At 37.5% G+C, this 18,789-nt stretch carries 20 protein-coding genes; 3 read left to right on the forward strand and 17 right to left on the reverse strand.

Annotation, left to right across the window (positions count from 1 at the left end):
* Positions 1 to 27: 27 nt before the first annotated feature.
* The 7 genes from grpE to gpr form a co-directional block, all read right to left on the reverse strand.
* Complete coding sequence (gene grpE / locus J2Z40_RS11075; RefSeq protein ID WP_066396083.1) at positions 28 to 618, reverse strand: nucleotide exchange factor GrpE; 591 nt, start codon at positions 616 to 618, stop codon at positions 28 to 30.
* A 99-nt stretch (positions 619 to 717) separates the two neighbouring features.
* Positions 718 to 1,749 (reverse strand): heat-inducible transcriptional repressor HrcA, encoded by a 1,032-nt coding sequence (gene hrcA / locus J2Z40_RS11080; RefSeq protein WP_066396086.1) that lies wholly within the window; start codon positions 1,747 to 1,749, stop codon positions 718 to 720.
* 170 nt (positions 1,750 to 1,919) lie between these two features.
* Entirely contained in the window at positions 1,920 to 3,056 is a 1,137-nt protein-coding gene (gene hemW / locus J2Z40_RS11085; RefSeq protein ID WP_066396089.1) for a radical SAM family heme chaperone HemW, read from the reverse strand.
* A 151-nt stretch (positions 3,057 to 3,207) separates the two neighbouring features.
* Positions 3,208 to 5,043 carry a translation elongation factor 4 gene (lepA, locus tag J2Z40_RS11090; protein ID WP_066396092.1) on the reverse strand — a complete coding sequence of 612 codons (1,836 nt, stop codon included), beginning with the start codon at positions 5,041 to 5,043 and terminating at the stop codon, positions 3,208 to 3,210.
* Positions 5,044 to 5,276: 233 nt separating this feature from the next.
* Positions 5,277 to 5,621, reverse strand: a complete 345-nt coding sequence (locus J2Z40_RS11095; protein ID WP_066396095.1) for a YqxA family protein — start codon at positions 5,619 to 5,621, stop codon at positions 5,277 to 5,279.
* Positions 5,622 to 5,640: 19 nt separating this feature from the next.
* A complete protein-coding gene (gene spoIIP / locus J2Z40_RS11100; protein ID WP_066396098.1) occupies positions 5,641 to 6,846 on the reverse strand; it encodes a stage II sporulation protein P in 1,206 nt (401 codons plus the stop codon).
* Positions 6,847 to 6,976: 130 nt separating this feature from the next.
* Positions 6,977 to 8,101: a GPR endopeptidase gene (gene gpr / locus J2Z40_RS11105; RefSeq protein WP_066396101.1), complete on the reverse strand. Its 1,125-nt coding sequence runs from the start codon at positions 8,099 to 8,101 to the stop codon at positions 6,977 to 6,979.
* Between the two features lie 262 nt (positions 8,102 to 8,363).
* Between gpr and rpsT the strand changes: the two genes are divergently transcribed.
* Positions 8,364 to 8,630 (forward strand): 30S ribosomal protein S20, encoded by a 267-nt coding sequence (gene rpsT / locus J2Z40_RS11110; RefSeq protein ID WP_066396104.1) that lies wholly within the window; start codon positions 8,364 to 8,366, stop codon positions 8,628 to 8,630.
* A gap of 101 nt (positions 8,631 to 8,731) precedes the next feature.
* Here the strand turns inward: rpsT and holA are convergent, their stop codons facing one another.
* Positions 8,732 to 9,760, reverse strand: a complete 1,029-nt coding sequence (gene holA, locus J2Z40_RS11115) for a DNA polymerase III subunit delta (protein ID WP_245350065.1) — start codon at positions 9,758 to 9,760, stop codon at positions 8,732 to 8,734.
* Positions 9,761 to 10,123: 363 nt separating this feature from the next.
* On the opposite strand from holA, the gene J2Z40_RS11120 reads away from it, so the two are divergent.
* A complete protein-coding gene (locus J2Z40_RS11120) occupies positions 10,124 to 10,258 on the forward strand; it encodes a YqzM family protein (protein ID WP_066396109.1) in 135 nt (44 codons plus the stop codon).
* A gap of 253 nt (positions 10,259 to 10,511) precedes the next feature.
* Here the strand turns inward: J2Z40_RS11120 and J2Z40_RS11125 are convergent, their stop codons facing one another.
* The 3 genes from J2Z40_RS11125 to J2Z40_RS11135 all read right to left on the reverse strand — a co-directional run bounded on the left by J2Z40_RS11125 (position 10,512) and on the right by J2Z40_RS11135 (position 14,344).
* The gene (locus J2Z40_RS11125) at positions 10,512 to 12,839 is read right to left on the reverse strand and encodes a DNA internalization-related competence protein ComEC/Rec2 (RefSeq protein WP_066399425.1); all 2,328 of its coding nucleotides are present in this window, start codon (positions 12,837 to 12,839) and stop codon (positions 10,512 to 10,514) included.
* Positions 12,840 to 12,911: 72 nt separating this feature from the next.
* Entirely contained in the window at positions 12,912 to 13,373 is a 462-nt protein-coding gene (locus J2Z40_RS11130) for a ComE operon protein 2 (protein WP_066396111.1), read from the reverse strand.
* A 347-nt stretch (positions 13,374 to 13,720) separates the two neighbouring features.
* The gene (locus J2Z40_RS11135; protein WP_066396115.1) at positions 13,721 to 14,344 is read right to left on the reverse strand and encodes a helix-hairpin-helix domain-containing protein; all 624 of its coding nucleotides are present in this window, start codon (positions 14,342 to 14,344) and stop codon (positions 13,721 to 13,723) included.
* Positions 14,345 to 14,455: 111 nt separating this feature from the next.
* Between J2Z40_RS11135 and comER the strand changes: the two genes are divergently transcribed.
* On the forward strand, positions 14,456 to 15,283 hold the full coding sequence (comER, locus tag J2Z40_RS11140) for a late competence protein ComER (protein ID WP_066399428.1): 828 nt from the start codon (positions 14,456 to 14,458) through the stop codon (positions 15,281 to 15,283).
* An 84-nt stretch (positions 15,284 to 15,367) separates the two neighbouring features.
* Here comER and J2Z40_RS11145 read toward each other — a convergent pair whose 3' ends face one another.
* From J2Z40_RS11145 to aroE, 6 genes are read right to left on the reverse strand one after another with little or no spacing between them, the layout of a single operon-like run.
* Positions 15,368 to 16,114 carry a class I SAM-dependent DNA methyltransferase gene (locus tag J2Z40_RS11145; protein ID WP_066396118.1) on the reverse strand — a complete coding sequence of 249 codons (747 nt, stop codon included), beginning with the start codon at positions 16,112 to 16,114 and terminating at the stop codon, positions 15,368 to 15,370.
* A gap of 3 nt (positions 16,115 to 16,117) precedes the next feature.
* Positions 16,118 to 16,468 (reverse strand): ribosome silencing factor, encoded by a 351-nt coding sequence (rsfS, locus tag J2Z40_RS11150; RefSeq protein WP_066396120.1) that lies wholly within the window; start codon positions 16,466 to 16,468, stop codon positions 16,118 to 16,120.
* Positions 16,469 to 17,038 carry a bis(5'-nucleosyl)-tetraphosphatase (symmetrical) YqeK gene (gene yqeK, locus J2Z40_RS11155; RefSeq protein WP_066396126.1) on the reverse strand — a complete coding sequence of 190 codons (570 nt, stop codon included), beginning with the start codon at positions 17,036 to 17,038 and terminating at the stop codon, positions 16,469 to 16,471. It lies immediately after the preceding gene.
* Positions 17,028 to 17,597: a nicotinate-nucleotide adenylyltransferase gene (locus J2Z40_RS11160; RefSeq protein WP_066396128.1), complete on the reverse strand. Its 570-nt coding sequence runs from the start codon at positions 17,595 to 17,597 to the stop codon at positions 17,028 to 17,030. Before J2Z40_RS11160 ends, yqeK begins: the two co-directional genes overlap by 11 nt.
* A 22-nt stretch (positions 17,598 to 17,619) precedes the next feature.
* Positions 17,620 to 17,919, reverse strand: coding sequence for a ribosome assembly RNA-binding protein YhbY (gene yhbY, locus J2Z40_RS11165; RefSeq protein WP_066396129.1), 300 nt, complete (start codon positions 17,917 to 17,919; stop codon positions 17,620 to 17,622).
* The gene (aroE, locus tag J2Z40_RS11170; protein WP_066396130.1) at positions 17,913 to 18,755 is read right to left on the reverse strand and encodes a shikimate dehydrogenase; all 843 of its coding nucleotides are present in this window, start codon (positions 18,753 to 18,755) and stop codon (positions 17,913 to 17,915) included. The genes yhbY and aroE overlap by 7 nt, the downstream gene beginning before the upstream one ends.
* Positions 18,756 to 18,789 lie beyond the last annotated feature (34 nt).

The raw sequence follows: 18,789 nt of genomic DNA on the forward strand, positions 1-18,789 counted from the left end.
AATCATTTCCTCCCAAAATATATGTAATTACTGATTTACTTTAACCATAGCCGGACGGATCACTCTGTCCTTAAGGATATACCCTTTTTGAAACTCTTCTACAACATGATTGGAATCAAATCCTTCAACATCCACTTGCATTACGGCTTGATGGAAATTAGGATCAAATTCTTTCCCTACAGCTTCAATTTGTTCAGCACCTTCATTTTTCAAGGCTTCTAATAAACCGCGGTACACCATTTCCATTCCTTGTAGGATTGATGCAGCCTGTTCACCATCCACTTCCATTTGAAGTGCTCTTTCAAAATTGTCCATTGCTGGCAATAAATTTGAAATTAAACTTTGTGCTCTATATTTTTCAGACGCTTCAAGATCCAATCTTGCACGGCGTCTGCTATTTTCATAATCTGCCTGAATACGATAATAACGATTCTCTGCTTCCTCAAGCTTTGCTTCTAATTCTTTTGTTTGCGCTTCGGCAATCTTGAGCTGCTCTTCAAGAGAAATCGTTTCTTCGCCTTCTATTTCAGATGCTTCTACAGCTTCACCTTCAACGGTTTCAGTTGCAACTGTTTCATCAATTAGTTCTTCATGAATGCTATTTTTTTCTTCTGCCAACTTACTCACCTCCCCTAAATGATTGAATTAATTTGTGAATGTTGGCAAGGTGGAGCTGAATATCGCATTCATCTCCATCCATTATCAATATTTCCATGGCTATTCACTTTGATACAGCTTCGTAAGGACTGTCGTTAAGTCATTGCTAATATAGTCAAGCAAACTAATCACCCTTGAATATTCCATTCGAGTCGGACCTAAAATCGAAATGGACCCTAGCTGTTCTGTACCGATTGAATAGGTGGCAGTAATTAAACTGCAATTATCCATCGCCGAATTATTATTTTCCCGGCCAATTTTTATGTTGATTCCGGAACGATTTTCACGAACAAGTTCGTAAATACTGTCTTCCTGTTCGATCATAGTCATTAGACTTCTTATCTTTTCAAAATCATGAAATTCTGGCTGATTTAGCATATTCGCTTTCCCGCCAAAAAACAGCTTTTCATGAGTCGGAATAAGCAATGTATCGGCAATTGAATGAAGCATGAAATCATAATTTTTAATATGCTGCCTTAAGAGAACGGCAACTTCTTTATAAATCCGATCATTCAAGCTCTCAATTGAAACACCGATTAAACGGTCATTCAAAATATTAGCAAGCTTCTCTAAATCACTAGCATCTGCTGTTTCCGGCAACTGAAACATCCGATTTTGAACATAGCCCGAATCTGTAACAATAATGGCCACCGCTGCTTGTTTATTAAGCGGGATGATTTGAATTTTTTTCAGCTTATTTTCTCTTACAGCAGGTCCTAGTGCAATGGCCGTATAGTTTGTTAATTCAGATAGGATTTTCGCCGAATTCTGAACGATCTTCTCCAGTTCATAAATTTGCTCTGCATAGATCGACTTCACTCTATGAACATCCTGTTTATTTAATTTTTGTGGTGATAACAAATGATCCACATAATAACGATAGCCTTTATCCGAAGGAATTCTCCCAGAAGAAGTATGCGTCTTTTCAATAAAGCCTAGTTCCTCTAAATCAGACATTTCATTACGGATGGTTGCTGAACTAAAAGAAATTTCTTCTTTCTTTGATAAACTCCTAGATCCAACTGGCTGAGCAGAATGAATAAACTCATTTACAATAACCTGAAGTATCAATAATTGCCTATCAGTCAACATATGCATCACCTCTGTTAGCACTCTTGAATAGCGAGTGCTAATTCTACTAATAAATTAACAAATGAAAGGAAGAGTGTCAAGAATAAATGCTCAAGTGCCATGCTCAATCCTTACTCATTTATGAAAAAATTTAATCTTCGCTTTCTGTCAAATTAAGAGCTGTTTTATCATCATCGCAGAAAAGATTGAAAAACTTCATTTCCGAGAAAACGCCCTTTTTTTGTTAATTGGATGTGATCATTTGCAATCACAATTAACTCCCGATTGCTAAGGTCATGGATCTCGTCTTTAAATAAATCCATCAAGTCTTCCTCATACTTATTCTGAAAATGCATCATATTCACACCTGCTGTTTTACGGAGCCCCAAAAACATCTCTTCTTCTATTTGCTCCTTACGTGAGACCTGATGTTTCTCTAAAACAGGCAATTGCTCCATCTTTATCGCATCCATGTATTTCTTCAATGGGCCATGGTTAGCCATTCGATAGCCATTGACATATCCATGAGCACCCGCTCCAAAGCCGTAATACCATTCATTATTCCAATAGGTTAAATTATGCTGACTTTCATAGCCCGGCTTCGAAAAGTTACTAATTTCATATTGCTTAAACCCATGCTTATCCATTTCTTCCATTAAAGTATCATACATTTCTGCCTCAACATCTTCACCTGGTGAAGGGAGCTTTCCTTTTTGCATTAAGTTATAGAAGATCGTCTTCGGCTCGATAATTAGAGAATAGCCTGAATAATGCTTGATATCTAAGCTAAAGGAAGTATGCAGTGTTTCTTTAAAATCTGCTAATGTTTGCCCAGGCAAGCTATACATAAGGTCGATGCTTATATTTTCAAATCCTGTATTTTTTGCTAAATCAATCGATTGATAGACATCTTTTGCACGATGCACTCTACCAATTCTTTTCAATAACTCTTCATTAAAAGTCTGAACCCCAAAACTAATTCTATTCACACCTGCTTGAAATAGGATTCGCAGCTTTTCTGCTGAAAGATCCCCAGGATTCGCCTCAAAAGTAAATTCCGTCTTATTATTGTACGGAAGATGATCCTTAATCATTTGACATAGCTTCTCAAGCTGGCTTTCATTCAATGCTGTCGGTGTACCTCCGCCAATGAAAATTGTTTCCAAATAATTGGTCGGTGTTTGTTTCATTGTCATTGTCATTTCCATTTCCTTCGCTAGTGAATCCAAATAGGCATCAACTGGCTGTCCTTTTAAAAAGACTTTATTGAAATCACAATAATGGCAAATATGCTCACAAAATGGGATGTGAATATATGCTGCTTTCATTCATTTTCACTACCTTTAACTAAAAATTATTAATCGCTGATCGATTGTGTGAAGAAAATTAAGCGTATTGACCAACCTAATCAATTAAAAAGAGGCTAGAGCTGCTTTTATTAAAAAGCATGTCCAACCTCCCTTTACTAAGCATTATGATTTATTTCTTAGGACCGTTGTCATCCATCTTTAAGACAGCCATAAATGCTTCCTGTGGCACCTCAACAGACCCAACTTGCTTCATTCGTTTTTTTCCTTCTTTTTGCTTTTCTAAGAGCTTTCTTTTACGTGAAATGTCACCGCCATAACATTTAGCAAGTACGTTTTTCCCCATCGATTTGATCGTTGAACGCGCAACAATTTTTTGACCGATTGCTGCTTGAATCGGAACCTCGAATTGCTGACGTGGGATGAGCCCTTTTAATTTATCAACAATAATTTTCCCTCGCTCGTAGGAGAAGTCCTTATGCACAATAAAGCTTAACGCATCCACTTTTTCAGCATTTAAGAGAATATCCATCTTCACAAGCCTGGATGGCTTATAACCAATTAACTCATAATCAAAAGATGCGTATCCTTTTGTATTTGATTTCAGCTGGTCAAAGAAATCATAGACAATTTCAGACAATGGAATTTCATAGGTAATATTTACACGTGTTTCATCCATATATTGCATATCAATAAAGATGCCTCGTTTTGCCTGACAAAGTTCCATAATTGCACCGACATAGTCATTCGGAGCCATCATTGTTGCTTTTACATATGGCTCTTCTACCCGGTCAATCTTTTGCGGCTCTGGCATGTTCGAAGGATTGTCGACCTTCAATCTAGAGCCATCAGTCAAAATAACATCATAAATAACACTTGGAGCTGTCGTAATTAAATCGATTTTGAATTCACGTTCGATCCGCTCTTGAATAATTTCCATATGAAGCAATCCGAGGAATCCACAGCGAAAGCCAAAGCCTAAAGCTTGAGACGTTTCTGGCTCAAACTGCAAGGCTGAGTCATTTAATTCCAGCTTTTCAAGGGCTTCACGTAAGTCATTAAATTTCGCACTATCAATCGGATACAGTCCGCAATAAACCATCGGATTTAATTTCCGATAACCAGGCAAAGCTTCTGTAGCCCCATTTTTCGCACTTGTAATTGTATCTCCGACTCGGGTATCCCCAACATTTTTAATAGAGGCCGTTAAGAAGCCTACATCACCAACCGTCAATTCGTCTTGAACTTGTGCTTTTGGTGAAAACACACCAACTTCAACAACTTCAAACTCCTTGCCTGTTGCCATCATTTTAATTTTATCCCCAGCCTTAACGGTACCATCTACTACCCGAATATAAGCAACGACCCCTCGATAAGCATCAAATAAAGAATCAAAAATTAGTGCTTTCAATGGTGCATCCGGATCACCCGTTGGAGCTGGTACTTTTTCAACTACTTGCTCCAATATTTCCTCTATTCCAATTCCTGCCTTCGCTGAAGCAAGGACAGCTTCAGAAGCATCCAGCCCGATCACTTCTTCAATTTCATTTCTAACTCGTTCAGGATCTGCACTTGGTAGATCAATTTTATTAATAATCGGCAAAATTTCTAAATCATTATCAAGTGCCAAGTAAACATTCGCTAATGTCTGTGCTTCAATTCCCTGTGCCGCATCAACGACAAGGATTGCTCCTTCACAGGCTGCTAAGCTACGAGATACTTCATATGTAAAGTCGACATGCCCTGGAGTATCGATAAGATGGAAAATATATGTTTCCCCATCTTTGGCTTTGTATTTTAATTGTACAGAATTTAACTTTATCGTAATTCCGCGTTCTCTTTCTAAATCCATGGAATCTAGTAGCTGAGCTTTCATTTCACGTGATGCTAATGCATTCGTTTTTTCAAGAATACGGTCAGCTAATGTTGATTTTCCATGATCGATATGTGCAATGATGGAAAAATTCCGTATTTTTTCTTGTCTCGTTAATCTCTCTTCACTGTTCATTGTTTTTCATTTCACTCCTACTAAGAAAAGCACTAGGTTCTACATCGATCACCTAGAGCTAGACCTCCGTCTAACTTCAAAAAGGCTATTCTTTCTATTTAATCGAACATGCACTATTTTTTGATTATAGCAGTACGTTTATGAAGATTCAATGCTAACTACAGGAGAAAGTTCAAAGGCGGTTATTGTGATTTGTGTAATGAGAATAGAAAAGCGACTGCTTAAACAGCCGCTCACTCTCCATTTATTCGATCAGTTATATGGCTAATCGCTTTTTCCGTTGCCTCTGAAATGCCTTCTGACAGTGACTTGCCTAAGGATGAAAAAAAATTATATGCTTTCATTTCCTCAAGCTTCTCCTTTTTTTGCTGCAAGTCATGGCTGGAAATATCATTTCCTAGTATAGATGCCTGTAGGTTTCCACTTTCATTTTCATTTACAGTAAAGGCATCCTTGAAATTCACATCATCATAGCCTTTCATATTATGAATTCCTTCATTTGCCAGCTGCATACCAAATAACACTGCCAAAAACATCAATGAGATAAGGAAAATCCCTTTCACCATAAACCATTTCATAACAAATCACCTTATGATTTTATTTTTTATCTGCCGGATCCTGGACAGGTTGACTGACTTTTTCCGCCTGCCAATAGAATTCACTGAATACATCTGCAAGTGCACCTGCAGAGAGATACAGTTCTTCAAACGTATTATCTACACCACCGAATTCAACGAGCATTGCTTTTTCTGAAAGATCCTGATTGAACTTTCCGTTTGTTCCTTGTCCTCCACTTTGGATGACAGCTCTGCTTAACCCTGGGTATTTTTCATTTATTAAGTTATGCATCTCTGTTGCTAGCTTTAGATTTTTCTCATAATTTGGATGATCCACCCCAACAACAAAGGCTAACTTCGCATAGTCCTTCCCATTAATCGTGAGTGTCGTATGTTCTTTTCTCTGGGCGTCTCGATGAATATCAATGATATACTGTATATCTTTGTTTCCAGCCATTGCTGCTTGAACAATCGGTCTTGATTCCCGATAGGATGCATTATGCTTTAATTTCTTTTGATTTAAAATCGCATTAATATCGGTTTTATCAATCGATGTACCGATCCCTCTGCTTTCAAGCTCTTCCTTTAGCTTTTCTCCTACTTTTGTAACATTTAATTGAGAGTGATATGCATGGTTTGGGTTAGTCACACCTTCTAAATAAGGCAAATACGATTCTGTCGTATGTGAAAAATAGAGATGAACTACTTTACGTCCTTCTGTCGTCAACCCATTTTCGGGAACTTTTTCTTCTCCTCCCGGTTGATCAATCGTTTCCGTATTCTGCAAGGTCGCTTCTTGCTCAGCCCTAAGCACTTCTAATGGCGGAGAGGACTCCATTGGCATATTCGTATAGTCCGTTCCTTCGCTAGCAACAACAATCTTACTATCATACAGCGAAAAAGATGGCAACTCTCTTCCTAATAAGCTTCTCGGGTCATCAAGATTAATATTAGTCGATAGTTTAAACACGATATTCATCAATGTTGGCTTTTCTGCATGTTCTCCTAACCCTTGGAGTAAATGATGATTTTCCCAGCCAAGAAAATGATAGAGCATTTCTCCTGTCACTTTATTTGTTGCTGTATTTACCGAAGTAGAGCTAAATCTAAATTCTGGCTTCAATGATGTTAAAACGCCGCTAATTGTAAATATTAAAAGCAAAAATAAAAGAAAGCCTCCACAGATTTTCAACAGGCTCGTCCCTTGTACAAAAACAAAAGATCGATTTGTCTTTGAAGGTTTCATTGTTCCACCTCTCTTTTAAGCAAGTCTAGTAATTCATATGACTTTGCTAGAGAAGATAGAACATAAAAAAATTATTTGGTCTGTCCTATTCTTGCAAATCCTTTTAACCAAGTGGCCGATTTATGCTCTGTTAGCGTGTATAAAATCCAGCATTTTCTTTTCTCACGTTGCTATGCAATGCGGCATTTAAGCCATTTGCAATTAGGTTGGCCATATCCTCGATGAAAACATCTACTTCTTTTGGTGTAACCATTAGATTATGACCGATTGGTGATAACACTTCATAGATTAGTTTCCGCTTTTCTTCCTCAGGCAGTGTACCGATCATACCAAGAAATGTTTTTCGATGCTGTTCCTCTGGCAAATCTTCCTCTGTTAGTTTTTTTCTTTTGCCAAAGGTCATCCCAGCTGGGGCCAATGCTCTTGATGGTCTGTCCCCTTCTTTAAGCTCTTTTCCAAAGTGCTTTAAGATAAAATCAATCGTATCACTTGTAATCGAAACAGCATCTACAACTGTAGGTACACCTATCGCTACAACAGGAATGCCTAATGACTCTTTGCTTATTTCCTTCCTCTTATTCCCAACTCCAGAGCCTGGGTGGATGCCTGTATCAGAAATTTGAATCGTTGAATTAACTCTTTCAATCGATCTTGCGGCTAACGCATCAATCGCAATCACAAAATCCGGTTTTGTTTTTTCGACAATACCAAAAATAATATCACTCGTTTCAATGCCTGTAAGCCCCATAACGCCTGGCGCAAGCGCACTTACTGGACGGTATCCATCGTCAACACTTTCTGGCTGTAATTGATAGAGATGACGTGTCACTAGCAGATTTTCACAAACCTGTGGGCCTAATGCATCTGGTGTGACATTCCAGTTTCCTAAACCAACTACAAGGCATGAAGCATCCTCAGCAATGCCGATTTGTTTTAGAAATTGCGAAAACTCAGTAGCAAATATATCCGCTACCTTTTTTTGCATTTCTGTATCTTGCTGTCTAATGCCTACTGCTTCAAGTGTTAAATATCTTCCTTCTTTTTTTCCTAAGGCAGTTGCCCCTTCCTTCGTTACTTCGACAAAGGATATCTTTATATCTTCTTCTTCCTTTTCTTTAATAATTACGCCTTCAATTTGTGAAACATTTTCTTCTTTGTGAATATGTTGCTGCTCTCGATCAGCTATTACCATTTCCCTTGCCTCGATGGCAAGATCGGTTCTAACCTCAAATTTACTTAAATCTAATTCTTCCATGTCATTCCCCTCGCAATCTTCCTATATTTATCGCAAATCATTCATTTGTTAGGACGCTGATAGTCTTTCTCCTATCTTTGCCTTTTGGCTGGTAAAACATTCATGTTCGTAGAAGTTCATATCATCTATTTAGGAACAGAGTATTGCAAAAGGCTTGATGGTTTGATAAAATATCACTTGTTCTTAATATTTGTTTGTTAATGAATGATGATGTGAAAGTCGAGTATAAATATCTCGATGCTTTTTGTAGGAGGTGAATGGAATGCCAAACATTAAATCTGCTATCAAGCGTGTTAAAACGAACGAAGCTCGTAATGCACATAACACAACTGTAAAGTCTTCAATGCGTACAGCTGTTAAAAAAGTAGAAGCTGCAATCGTTTCTACTGATGCTGCTGCTGCAAATGAAACTTTTGCTGACGCTGCTCGTCAATTAGATAAAGCTGCTGCAAAGGGTCTTATCCACAAAAATGCTGCTGCTCGTAAAAAATCTCGCTTAATGAAAAAAATGAACTCTTTAAATGCTTAAGTTTAAAGAATAACGGCTATCTTTTTTGATAGCCTTTTATTTTTATTCAGAACATAGTAGTTGCATTCTCTAATTAAGAAAAGGCTGCCATCATTGGCAGCCTATTTTTTATATGTATGATCACTTAAGCGGAATAAAAACAATTCAACAAGCAATACTTTATTCATGCCGCCTGTTTTCATTTGATAATCGGCATTAGCCAATTGTTTCATAATATTAGCAAGCTCCTCATCTGAAAATTGTCTCGCCTGTCCTGCGGCAAGCTTGATTCGAAATGGATGGACTTTCAAATGTCCTGCAATTTGCTGCTGCCCATATCCTCTTCTTGCAAGCTCCTTCACCTGATAAATAAGCCTGAATTGTCCCGTAATAATGGATAGAATTTTAATCGGTTCTTCGTTTTGCTTAAGCAAATCATAATAGATTCTTAAAGCTTCTTCAATTTGCCTTTGAACAATTTTATCAATCAACGAGAAAATATTTTGCTCTAATGACCGAGCAACAAGCATATCAACCGTTTTCTCATCCAGTCTCTCCCCTTGACCAACATAAAGGGCTAGCTTGTCTAGCTCACTAGTAAGCGTAAATAAATTTGTGCCAGCAAGTGTAAGCAATAAATCAATGGCCGACTCAGTTATTTCTACTTTATTATATGCAGCACGCTCTTTAATCCATCCCTTAAGTTCCGCTTCATTTAGTTTTTTTGCCTCAAGGACCGCTGCGTTTCGTTTCAATTCTTTCGTTATTTTTTTCCGCTCATCTAATTTTTCATATGGAGCTGTAAAAACAAGAGTGGCATATGGGGACGGTTCTTTTATATATGCCTCTAGTTTCGCTACATTATGTTCCACTTTTTCCTTTGTTTTCGCAGCAGTTAGAAATACAGGATTTTGTAAAATAATTAATCTTCTCTCCCCCATAAATGGGAGTGTCTCTGCATCTTCAAGTGCTACATCAATAGGTGTTTCCTCTAAATCATACGAGGATAGGTTAAAGTCTATTTCCTCTTCATTTAATACATGATGAATTAACATTTGCTTTGTTTCATTAATAAGAAATGACTCTGGTCCGTATAATAAATATAATGATTGAAATTTGCCGGCTTTTATTTGTTTCCATAAATCAAACATCACTTTCTTTCGCTCCGATCACAATAAAGTATCCAACTTAATCCTAAAGAAGCGCAGACAGTTTGACAAGTAAGAAAGGCATTTTTTAGTCGCTAGAAATGGAAAAAAGCGAAGGACATGATTTTCACTACAAAACACTAAAAGGAATTGACAAAATCCTGTCAATTCCCCATCTATATAGAACGTCGTCACATAAGGCCTAGGAAACTTATATGACGACGGTGCACCAAGTTACTTTTATTCTTTCCTCACATCTTTAACTTATTTGTGACAACTATTGTCACAAAGTGAAAAGCACTAGAGGAACGCTAGATTTTTTTATTTCAATGCCTTATACTATATAGGAAATAGGAGGGGAAGACTGTGAACGAATTTGAAAAGGACGTCCAATATAAACAGAATGATGCCATTGACTCTGGAATTGGATTCATCGTATCATTCGGTTTCTTCGCAACTGTATTTATTATAGGAACAGTCATTAAAATTATCGGATCTTAATGACTACATAAGAAGAAAGTTACAAGGAGGCTGCATTTTTGCAGCCTCTTTTTCTAAGGCTGTTATCGTAAACATTATTGCTATATTACACATAATTGGTAAAGGTTGATTTCCGCTGCAGGTTGCTCCAATCAACCGACCTATTTGGTAAACCATTCATTCTACATTTGATTTAAAAACAACAATCTTTTAGAAAAGAGCCTTTTCTAATTATTGAAGAATTCCTCTAGACTCGTAAGTGATTTACTATATCCTATGGGAGCTGGGTAGAAAAGGTTCCACTATCCCCTTTAAAAAAATAGGTAATCGCACCATGTAAATCTGTCCGTAGAATTTTGATCCTTCGTTCAGTCAGCTCGTCGATCACTTCCTGATTTGGGTGGCCGTATCGATTATTTCTTCCAGCTGAAATGATGGCCACCTTTGGTTCAATTCGATTAAGAAATGCTGGAGTTGTTGATGTTTTGCTGCCATGATGGCCGGCTTTAAGCACATGAGTTTTGAGGTTTTTATACTGTGTTAACAAACGCTCTTCTCCCTCTTTCTCCAGATCACCTGTGAAAAGCCAGCTTGCTCCGCCTATTTTTGTTAATAGAACAATCGAGCCATCATTTCTTTCACTTTCCTCCATTCCAGCTAACGGGGCGAGTACATGAAAGACCGAATCACCTGTCTTCCATCTATCTCCTGCTATTGTAAATTTCCATGGGACTTGATTGCTTTTCGCTAATTGAAGCAAATCTACTTCCAATTCAGAAAGAGACGCACGTTTCGGTAGTACTAGTTCTTTTACCTTTAATTGATCCATCACTTCGAAGGCACCGCCCATATGATCTGCGTCACCGTGTGTGATAATGAGCTTATCGATGACTCTTACCCCTTTGCTCTTTAAAAATGGGACGACAACATCCTTTCCAACCTCATATTGTTTCTGTCTTTTCTTCCATTCCTCTGTATCGAAATCAATGGTGCCTCCCGCATCAATTAAAATATTCCCTTTTCCGAATGGCATTTGAATGAATATGCTGTCACCTTGACCGACATCAATAAAGGTAATTTCTCCATATGGGGATAGATTGTTTCCGTATCCATGAAAGAGGAATAAGCTAAGTGGGAGGATGATTATCTTCAAGAAATGCTTTTTGCCTTTTCCTCGTTCCCATAGTACGAAAAAATAAGGAATACAGCATAAATAAAGAAGTAGAACCCACGCAGAAGGACGACCGAGAGTAAAAATAGCAAAAGGTAACAAAGATAGTTGAATAGCAAGTTTATCCATCAAAACAATAAGTATATGTAATGGGAGAATAAGAAAAGCAATCTTTGTTCCGAATAATAGATGCAATAGAAAAACAAGAATGATCGCGGGTAATATGACAATTGAAAATAAAGGAATAAATATCGCATTTGCAAAAATAGAAAGGAGGGATACTTCATAAAAATAATAAAGCATGATCGGAATGGATGCTAATTGGCATATAAAGGATGTACAAAATAATAGAATGATTGGATTCGTAAATCTTTGTAAAAGAAAAGCCGCAGATAATATAAGCACAAAGCTGACACTAAATGATAGCTGAAATCCGACATCAAAAATAACATAAGGAGTGAATAACGAATAGACAATAAAAACGATACTGATAATATCAATTTTACTCAATGACCATACTAACCACTTATGCAATGCTAAATAGAGAACCATCATAAAGACTGCACGGATGACAGACGGGGCCGCACCCGTAAGTAAAGCATAGCAAGGTAGAAACAATAATAATATAGAAGTCATTGTCTCTCTAGCGATTCCTAAACGAATTCCCGCAAAAAACAGCATCCCCGCTAATAAACCAACATGTAGCCCTGAAATAGCTAGCAAATGGACAATTCCTAGTTTTTCATATGATGCCAATACATCGTTGTCTATGTATCCACGTTCACCAAATAATAAAGCAGTTGATAATGGAGCCATTTCCTCTGGAAAATGAGTTTGTACATATTGTATGCCGTTTTCTCTTAGCGTTCGGAAGAAAGAAAGGAGGGTTTTCTTTTGAGTGGTGCAGTTTAAAGGAGTGAATTCCTCTATTTGGAGAATCCAATGAATTTGCTTGCCTTTTAAATATTGTTGATAATTAAACGCATTTACATTCGTGGAAGTATTCGGTTCTGACAATTTCCCTTTCACTTTACAAGCAAGAGAGGTTGTTAATTTATCGGAAAGATATGCTTTTTCTTTTTCCGTTTTTATTTGATAGGATAGAACGATTTTTTCCTTATGCAAAAGCTCTCTTCCCATTGCTGAAAATCGATTCCCATCCACTTTGATTTCATCTGAAATTTCAATATAAAATTGCGTATCTTGTTCTGATAGTTTCGTTTGATTGCCTTTTTCCAATAACTCAGTTCGAAGAAAAAACAGTAGAAAAACACAGCTGCTAATCGTGAGGAATTTTTTCGAAAAGCCTTTCCCTTTTGCTAAAAAAAGAAGATAGAAACCAAAAAAGAACAAAAAGACCAATAAAAAGTTAAAAGCAGCTAAAATACCGATTAATCCAGCAAAAGTAAAATAAATCCATTTCCCCTTCACTTCAGACGTTACTCCTTTGATCATGTAATAAGTGAGCATACAATCTATCCTCACTTATTACAGACTAGTATATTAAGGCGTGCTTGTATGGAAATTAATTGATATTTCCTCCCCTTCCACTTGCTCGACCTTTACACCTGCCATTTCAAAAAGGGTAATTGCATATGGATGGTTTTTATAGTTCTTCGAATAATAGACCGTTTTAATTCCTGCCTGGATAATCGCTTTGCAGCATTGCAGGCAAGGGAAATGCGTAACATATAGATCAGCTCCACTCGTAGGTACTCCAAATTTCGCACATTGAAGGATCGCATTCATTTCTGCGTGGATGGTTCTAACACAGTGATTATCAATGACATAACAGCCATCATCTATGCAATGCTCTCCACCAGCAATCGAGCCATTATACCCGCCAGCAATAATCCTCTTATCTCTGACAATCGTTGCCCCAACAGATAATCTCGTGCAAGTGCTCCTTAATGCAAGTAAATGACTTTGAGCAATAAAATACTGATCCCAAGAAATTCTTTCCATCATCCTTCTCCCCTTTTTCGACAAGATCTCTTTAAATAAGTGTAAGCTCCTACTAACAAAAGCGCAAGCGCCTTGATCATCGCCGTACAAACTGGAAGGACTGCCCCTCTCGATAAAGGAAACACGGTGAGTGAGCGAACCGATGTTGACGCAATCGTTGCGGAGCAGTACTGAAGTTTGATAGGCGATAGGCGCTCCTCCTATAAGGAAAGCACTTATACTCGTGCGATGCATATGCTGCCGAAGTATTCCTAATGAAGCTGGACGTGAAACAAAAGATTCACATTTTATACACAATGAGCGATTATATAACTTCCTCAATAATAAAAATCGGTCAATCCATTCTTTTATTTGACCTTTATAAACTCCTGTAATTTTTCATAGCTTTTATCACCAATTCCACTAATTAATTTTAAATCCTCAATTGCTTTAAAAGGGCCATTCTTATCACGAAAATCGATAATTGCCTTTGCTTTTGAAGGGCCGATTCCAGGCAATGTTTGAAGCTCTGCTTCATCTGCTGAATTTATATTTACCTTTCCATCCTTTTGACTAGATTCTCCAGAAGCTAGAATAAAACCATCCCCTTCGTCAAGCGATTCACCTATTTCTGGCACATAGATGACCATCTCATCCTCTACTCTTATTGCAAAATTAATTTTCGCCTCATCTGCCGAATCATTCAATCCTCCAGCCTTATTAATCATGTCAATGACCCGCTCATCCGTCTCTGCCTCATAGACGCCTGGGCGATTTACTGCGCCTTTCACATCAACAATAACGACTGTTTCTACTACTTCCTCAGTTATGCTTTCACTCGTTTCAATGATTTCCTCTCCCACAAACCAATCTTCCTCCTCAAGTAAATTACCTTGTAATTCTCCTGGTTTAAAAAGAAAATAAATGGCTGCAAAAATAATCACAATGCCAATTATTACATACAGCTTATACGTCTTTATCCAGTCAATCATATGAACCTTCCTTTCTTGTACGTACTAATCGAAAAACATTTTTTAGCATATTCCACCTTAGAAACTCATATCGTATAGGAGAAAGATTGCTTGCAAAGGGGGGATGAGCAATTGAATATTGGAATAATTGGTACAGGTAATATGGGGAGAATCCTGGCAGAAGCTTTGCTTGATGGAAAGTCTGTTACCCCTTCTTCCATGTCGATTACAAACCGTACACGATCAAAAGCATTGGCAATCAAGAATAAATACAACGATATTCATATAGGTGAAAGCGGGAAAGATGTTGCGGACCGATCGTCGCTCATCTTTGTTTGTGTAAAGCCACATGATGTTCATAAGGTGATAAGTGAGATTGCACCTTGCTTAACAAAGGAGAAATGTATTGTTTCCATTACAAGTCCAATTAGCGTGAAACAATTAGAGTCACTTGTAGCATGCTCTGTTGCAAGAGTGATTCCAAGTATCACAAACAGGGCATTGACTGGTGTATCATTGCTGTCATTTGGTGAGGGCTGTCAAGAAGACTGGAAAAGAATCATTCGCGGATTGTTTGAAAGAATATCAAAGCCAGTTGAAATCGAAGACAATATTACACGTGTAGCTTCTGACATTGTTAGCTGTGGGCCAGCGTTTTTCAGCTATTTAACACAGCGATTTATCCTTGCCGCTGTAAAGGAGACTGAAATTGATCAGGAGACAGCTACTATTCTTGCTGAAGAGATGTTAATTGGAATGGGTGAATTATTAAAACAAGGTCATTATACTTTGCCTACATTGCAAGAAAAGGTTTGTGTAAAAGGTGGAATAACTGGTGAGGGGATTAAGGTGCTTGAAAACGAATTGGAGAATGTATTTGAACAGGTATTTCAGGCTACACACACTAAATTCGCTGAAGATCTTGTACAGTTAAAAAAATATTATCCTATTCAAGCATAATCATTCAACAAAAAAGGAGAAAATCCTTCCTTTTTCTTCATTTATTCAAAAAAAAATGTAGGGTGTAAATCAACCCTACATTTTTTATGCTTTTCGACATATAAAGAAAATTCGTTCTGAGTGGGTTTGTGGTGACACATCTTCAAAGTCTGCTGTTACTTCAAGAACTTCAAAACCGCTCTGTTGAAGCCATTTTTCATATTGATCAATAGGAAATGTTCGCTGAAAATGAAGTTCATCATAACGATCATATTTCCCTGTATTTTGGTCAAGAACAAAAAAACTTAAATCATGCTCCACACTATTCGGATGCTCACCTTGATAGCTGTACCAAATATAACTAATCTCCTCTTCATTTATGGCAAATGTTTGATTCATGAAAATTTGCATCATTTTATATATCGAATGGACGTCAAAAATAAACAGGCCATTATCATCCAAGTGCTCATATACATGAAGAAACGTCTCTTTAACCTCAGCTTCTGTCTGTAAATAATTTAAAGAGTCACAAAAAATACCAATGAGGTTATATTGGCCAAGCCCGTCAAGCTCAGCCATATTTTGCTGATAAAATTGCATTGGCAATCCTTTTTCAGCTGCTTTTGATTGCGCTACCATCAGCATATCATCTGAAAGATCGACACCCGTCATTTCAAAGCCCACTTCAGCAAGCTTTATAGATAGTTTTCCTGTCCCACAGGCTAAATCTAGCATTTTGCTGCCTTGCACTACATATTTTTCAGCCTTTCTTTGAACAAGCTCCACCCATTTATCATAAGGGACATCCCTCATTAATTCATCATACAAATAGGCAAATTTCTCATAAGCCATTGATTAAGCCTGCTCCTGAATATTTTCAATTGGAGCATCTCCCCATAGTCGCTCTAAATTATAATAGCTTCTTTCATCTCGATGGAAAATATGTGCCACAACATCGCCTAGATCAACAAGGATCCAGCGCGCTTCATCAAAGCCTTCCATTCGTTTCACTTCATAGCCTAGTTCATGCGCTTTTTCTTTCATTTCCTTTGCGATGGCCTGTACCTGCTTGTCAGAATTTCCGTGACAAATAAGGAAATAATCCGCTATTAATGAAATTCCCTTCATATTCAATGCAATAATATTTTCTGCTCTTTTATCATCTGCTGCCTTCACAGCGGTTAATAATAAATTTTTATCACTCATTCAATCAATCCTCCGATTTATCATTAGATCATTATACGTATGAACGGTATCTGGAAATACGAGTTGATCCTTTTTTAATAAAAATAAAATGGTATTCTGTATAGATTTAATTAATGCTTGCTCTAAGCTTTTATCTGCCAGATCCCGCACTTCTTCCACTCCTGGAAAATGCCTGCCTGGTTCAATATAGTCAGCCAAATAAATGATTTTTTCCAATAATGTCATGCCGACTCTTCCAGAAGTATGATATCGAATCGCATTTAAAATTTCTGCATCATTTATTTGCACTTCCTTCTGTACAAGGAAAGCCCCTACTGGCGCATGCCAAAGCTCACTATTGAACTGAAGAAGTCTATCGTCCATTCTTTCATCAACAATGATCTGTTTCATTTCCTCTTTCGGGCGAAACTTTGCATAATCATGAAAAATAGCAGCAAGTTCTGCCTTTTTTTCATCTGCACCATACCTGTTTGCGAGCACAATTGCCGTTTCCATGACACCAATCGTATGTGTATATCGATGTTCTGTCAACTGCCCCTTTACTTTTAATAAGGCCAGATTACGATCCATATAGATGATTCTCCTTAATATAATGCCTAACCGAATCTGGAACTAGATATCGTATCGTTTTATTTTCCTTTATGCGATCCCGGATGAGACTGGAGGAAATAGCCATTTCTGGTACATCTGAATATAGAATAGGATAAGGGCTTTCCGTACGGTATAAAGGTCTTTTCACTCCAATAAATTGAACAATCTCCACTAATTCAGCAATATTTCTCCACTTTGGCAAATATTCAATCATATCTGCACCAATTATAAAGTAAAATTGCTTATCCCGATGATTTTCCTTAAGGATTTTCATCGTCTCATACGTATAGGATGGACCTTTTCTTTCTAGCTCAATTGATTCGATTTTAAAGTGAGGATGCCCTTCAATTGCGCAAGTAAGCATATTTACACGATCCCCATCTTTTACGACATTCGTCTTTTTTTTGTGTGGAGGTTCTTGATTCGGCATAAACCAAATTTCATCTAATTCATGTGCATGCAGTACTTCATTCGCAATAATTAAATGACCAAGATGCGGAGGATCAAAGGTACCTCCAAGAATACCGATTCTTTCCAGGGTGCACGCCTCCTATTATTGGCTAGTTGTTCTTCGGTAAGCTAATTTTTTTATTTTCTCTTGATTCCTTATAAAGGACAATGATATTCCCGATGATTTGGACAAGCTCTGCTCTTGCCCCTTTTGCTAATTGTTCAGCAACTGTATGTTTGTCCTCATCACAATTTTGCAGGATGCTAATTTTCATTAATTCACGAGCCTCTAATGCATCCTTTATTTGCTTAATCATATTTTCGTTTACTCCACCTTTGCCGACTTGAAAAATCGGATTCAGGTTATGAGCCATTGAGCGTAAAAAACGCTTCTGTTTTCCAGTTAACATTTTGTTTTTCCTCCCAGTTGTGTATGAACTAGATTTTTCATATTTTCAGTATTTGGAAAAATACCTGTCCATTTTTCAAAAGCAAGTGCTCCTTGATTAACAAACATATCTAATCCATTTTGGATTTTTGCGCCTTTATTTTTAGCTTCCCGCAAAATCTTCGTTTCAAGCGGATTATATATTATATCACTAACAAATGCATCAGTGTTTAGATTATGTAATGAAAGCGGAATCCTTTCAATATTTGGATTCATCCCTATAGGGGTTGTTTGGATGAGCAGCTGGTAATCTGCCAGATTTTTCTCTGCTTCTTCTATTCCAATCGCATCTGAATGAACAGAAAACGGGCAATCATAAATGAGCGCTTCTGCCTTTTGCGTCGTTCGATTGCATATGTCTAATCGCTGTACTCCAGATTCGGCCAATGTAAAATAGATTGCCCTAGCTGCACCGCCAGCTCCGATAATCAATATATTTTTTTCTTTTAACTTTGGAAGCTCTGTTAATAAACCTTGTAAATAGCCGCTTCCATCAGTATTATAGCCAACCAACTCCCCATTTACATTCACAACGGTATTCACTGCTCCAATCGCTTCAGCCAGTGGGTCAAGTTTGTCTAGAAGAGGGATGATCGTCTCTTTATGCGGAACAGTAATATTAAATCCCGCTATTCCGATGGCTTTTAAACCGATAACAGCTTCCTTCAAGCTTTCTCTTTTCACCTGCAGGGGCTGATAATGTGCATCTATTTCATATGTTTGAAATAAATTATTATGCATAGCAGGTGATATCGAATGGGCGATTGGATCTCCTATTACAGCAAATAACTTCTTCATGCTCATGTCCCCCAATGTAATGAGTCGTCATTCT

This window comes from Cytobacillus eiseniae, assembly GCF_017874625.1.
Classification (GTDB): Bacteria; Bacillota; Bacilli; order Bacillales; family Cytobacillaceae; genus Cytobacillus; species Cytobacillus eiseniae.

Excerpts from the sequence above, each read along its gene's own strand:
- hrcA (WP_066396086.1), bottom strand. The coding sequence starts at position 1,749 with ATGTTGACTGATAGGCAATTATTGATACTTCAGGTTATTGTAAATGAG.
- hemW (WP_066396089.1), bottom strand. The coding sequence starts at position 3,056 with ATGAAAGCAGCATATATTCACATCCCATTTTGTGAGCATATTTGCCAT.
- lepA (WP_066396092.1), bottom strand. The coding sequence starts at position 5,043 with ATGAACAGTGAAGAGAGATTAACGAGACAAGAAAAAATACGGAATTTT.
- J2Z40_RS11095 (WP_066396095.1), bottom strand. The coding sequence starts at position 5,621 with ATGAAATGGTTTATGGTGAAAGGGATTTTCCTTATCTCATTGATGTTT.
- spoIIP (WP_066396098.1), bottom strand. The coding sequence starts at position 6,846 with ATGAAACCTTCAAAGACAAATCGATCTTTTGTTTTTGTACAAGGGACG.
- gpr (WP_066396101.1), bottom strand. The coding sequence starts at position 8,101 with ATGGAAGAATTAGATTTAAGTAAATTTGAGGTTAGAACCGATCTTGCC.
- rpsT (WP_066396104.1), top strand. The coding sequence starts at position 8,364 with ATGCCAAACATTAAATCTGCTATCAAGCGTGTTAAAACGAACGAAGCT.
- holA (WP_245350065.1), bottom strand. The coding sequence starts at position 9,760 with ATGTTTGATTTATGGAAACAAATAAAAGCCGGCAAATTTCAATCATTA.
- J2Z40_RS11130 (WP_066396111.1), bottom strand. The coding sequence starts at position 13,373 with ATGGAAAGAATTTCTTGGGATCAGTATTTTATTGCTCAAAGTCATTTA.
- J2Z40_RS11135 (WP_066396115.1), bottom strand. The coding sequence starts at position 14,344 with ATGATTGACTGGATAAAGACGTATAAGCTGTATGTAATAATTGGCATT.
- J2Z40_RS11145 (WP_066396118.1), bottom strand. The coding sequence starts at position 16,114 with ATGGCTTATGAGAAATTTGCCTATTTGTATGATGAATTAATGAGGGAT.
- rsfS (WP_066396120.1), bottom strand. The coding sequence starts at position 16,468 with ATGAGTGATAAAAATTTATTATTAACCGCTGTGAAGGCAGCAGATGAT.
- yqeK (WP_066396126.1), bottom strand. The coding sequence starts at position 17,038 with ATGGATCGTAATCTGGCCTTATTAAAAGTAAAGGGGCAGTTGACAGAA.
- yhbY (WP_066396129.1), bottom strand. The coding sequence starts at position 17,919 with ATGTTAACTGGAAAACAGAAGCGTTTTTTACGCTCAATGGCTCATAAC.
- aroE (WP_066396130.1), bottom strand. The coding sequence starts at position 18,755 with ATGAAGAAGTTATTTGCTGTAATAGGAGATCCAATCGCCCATTCGATA.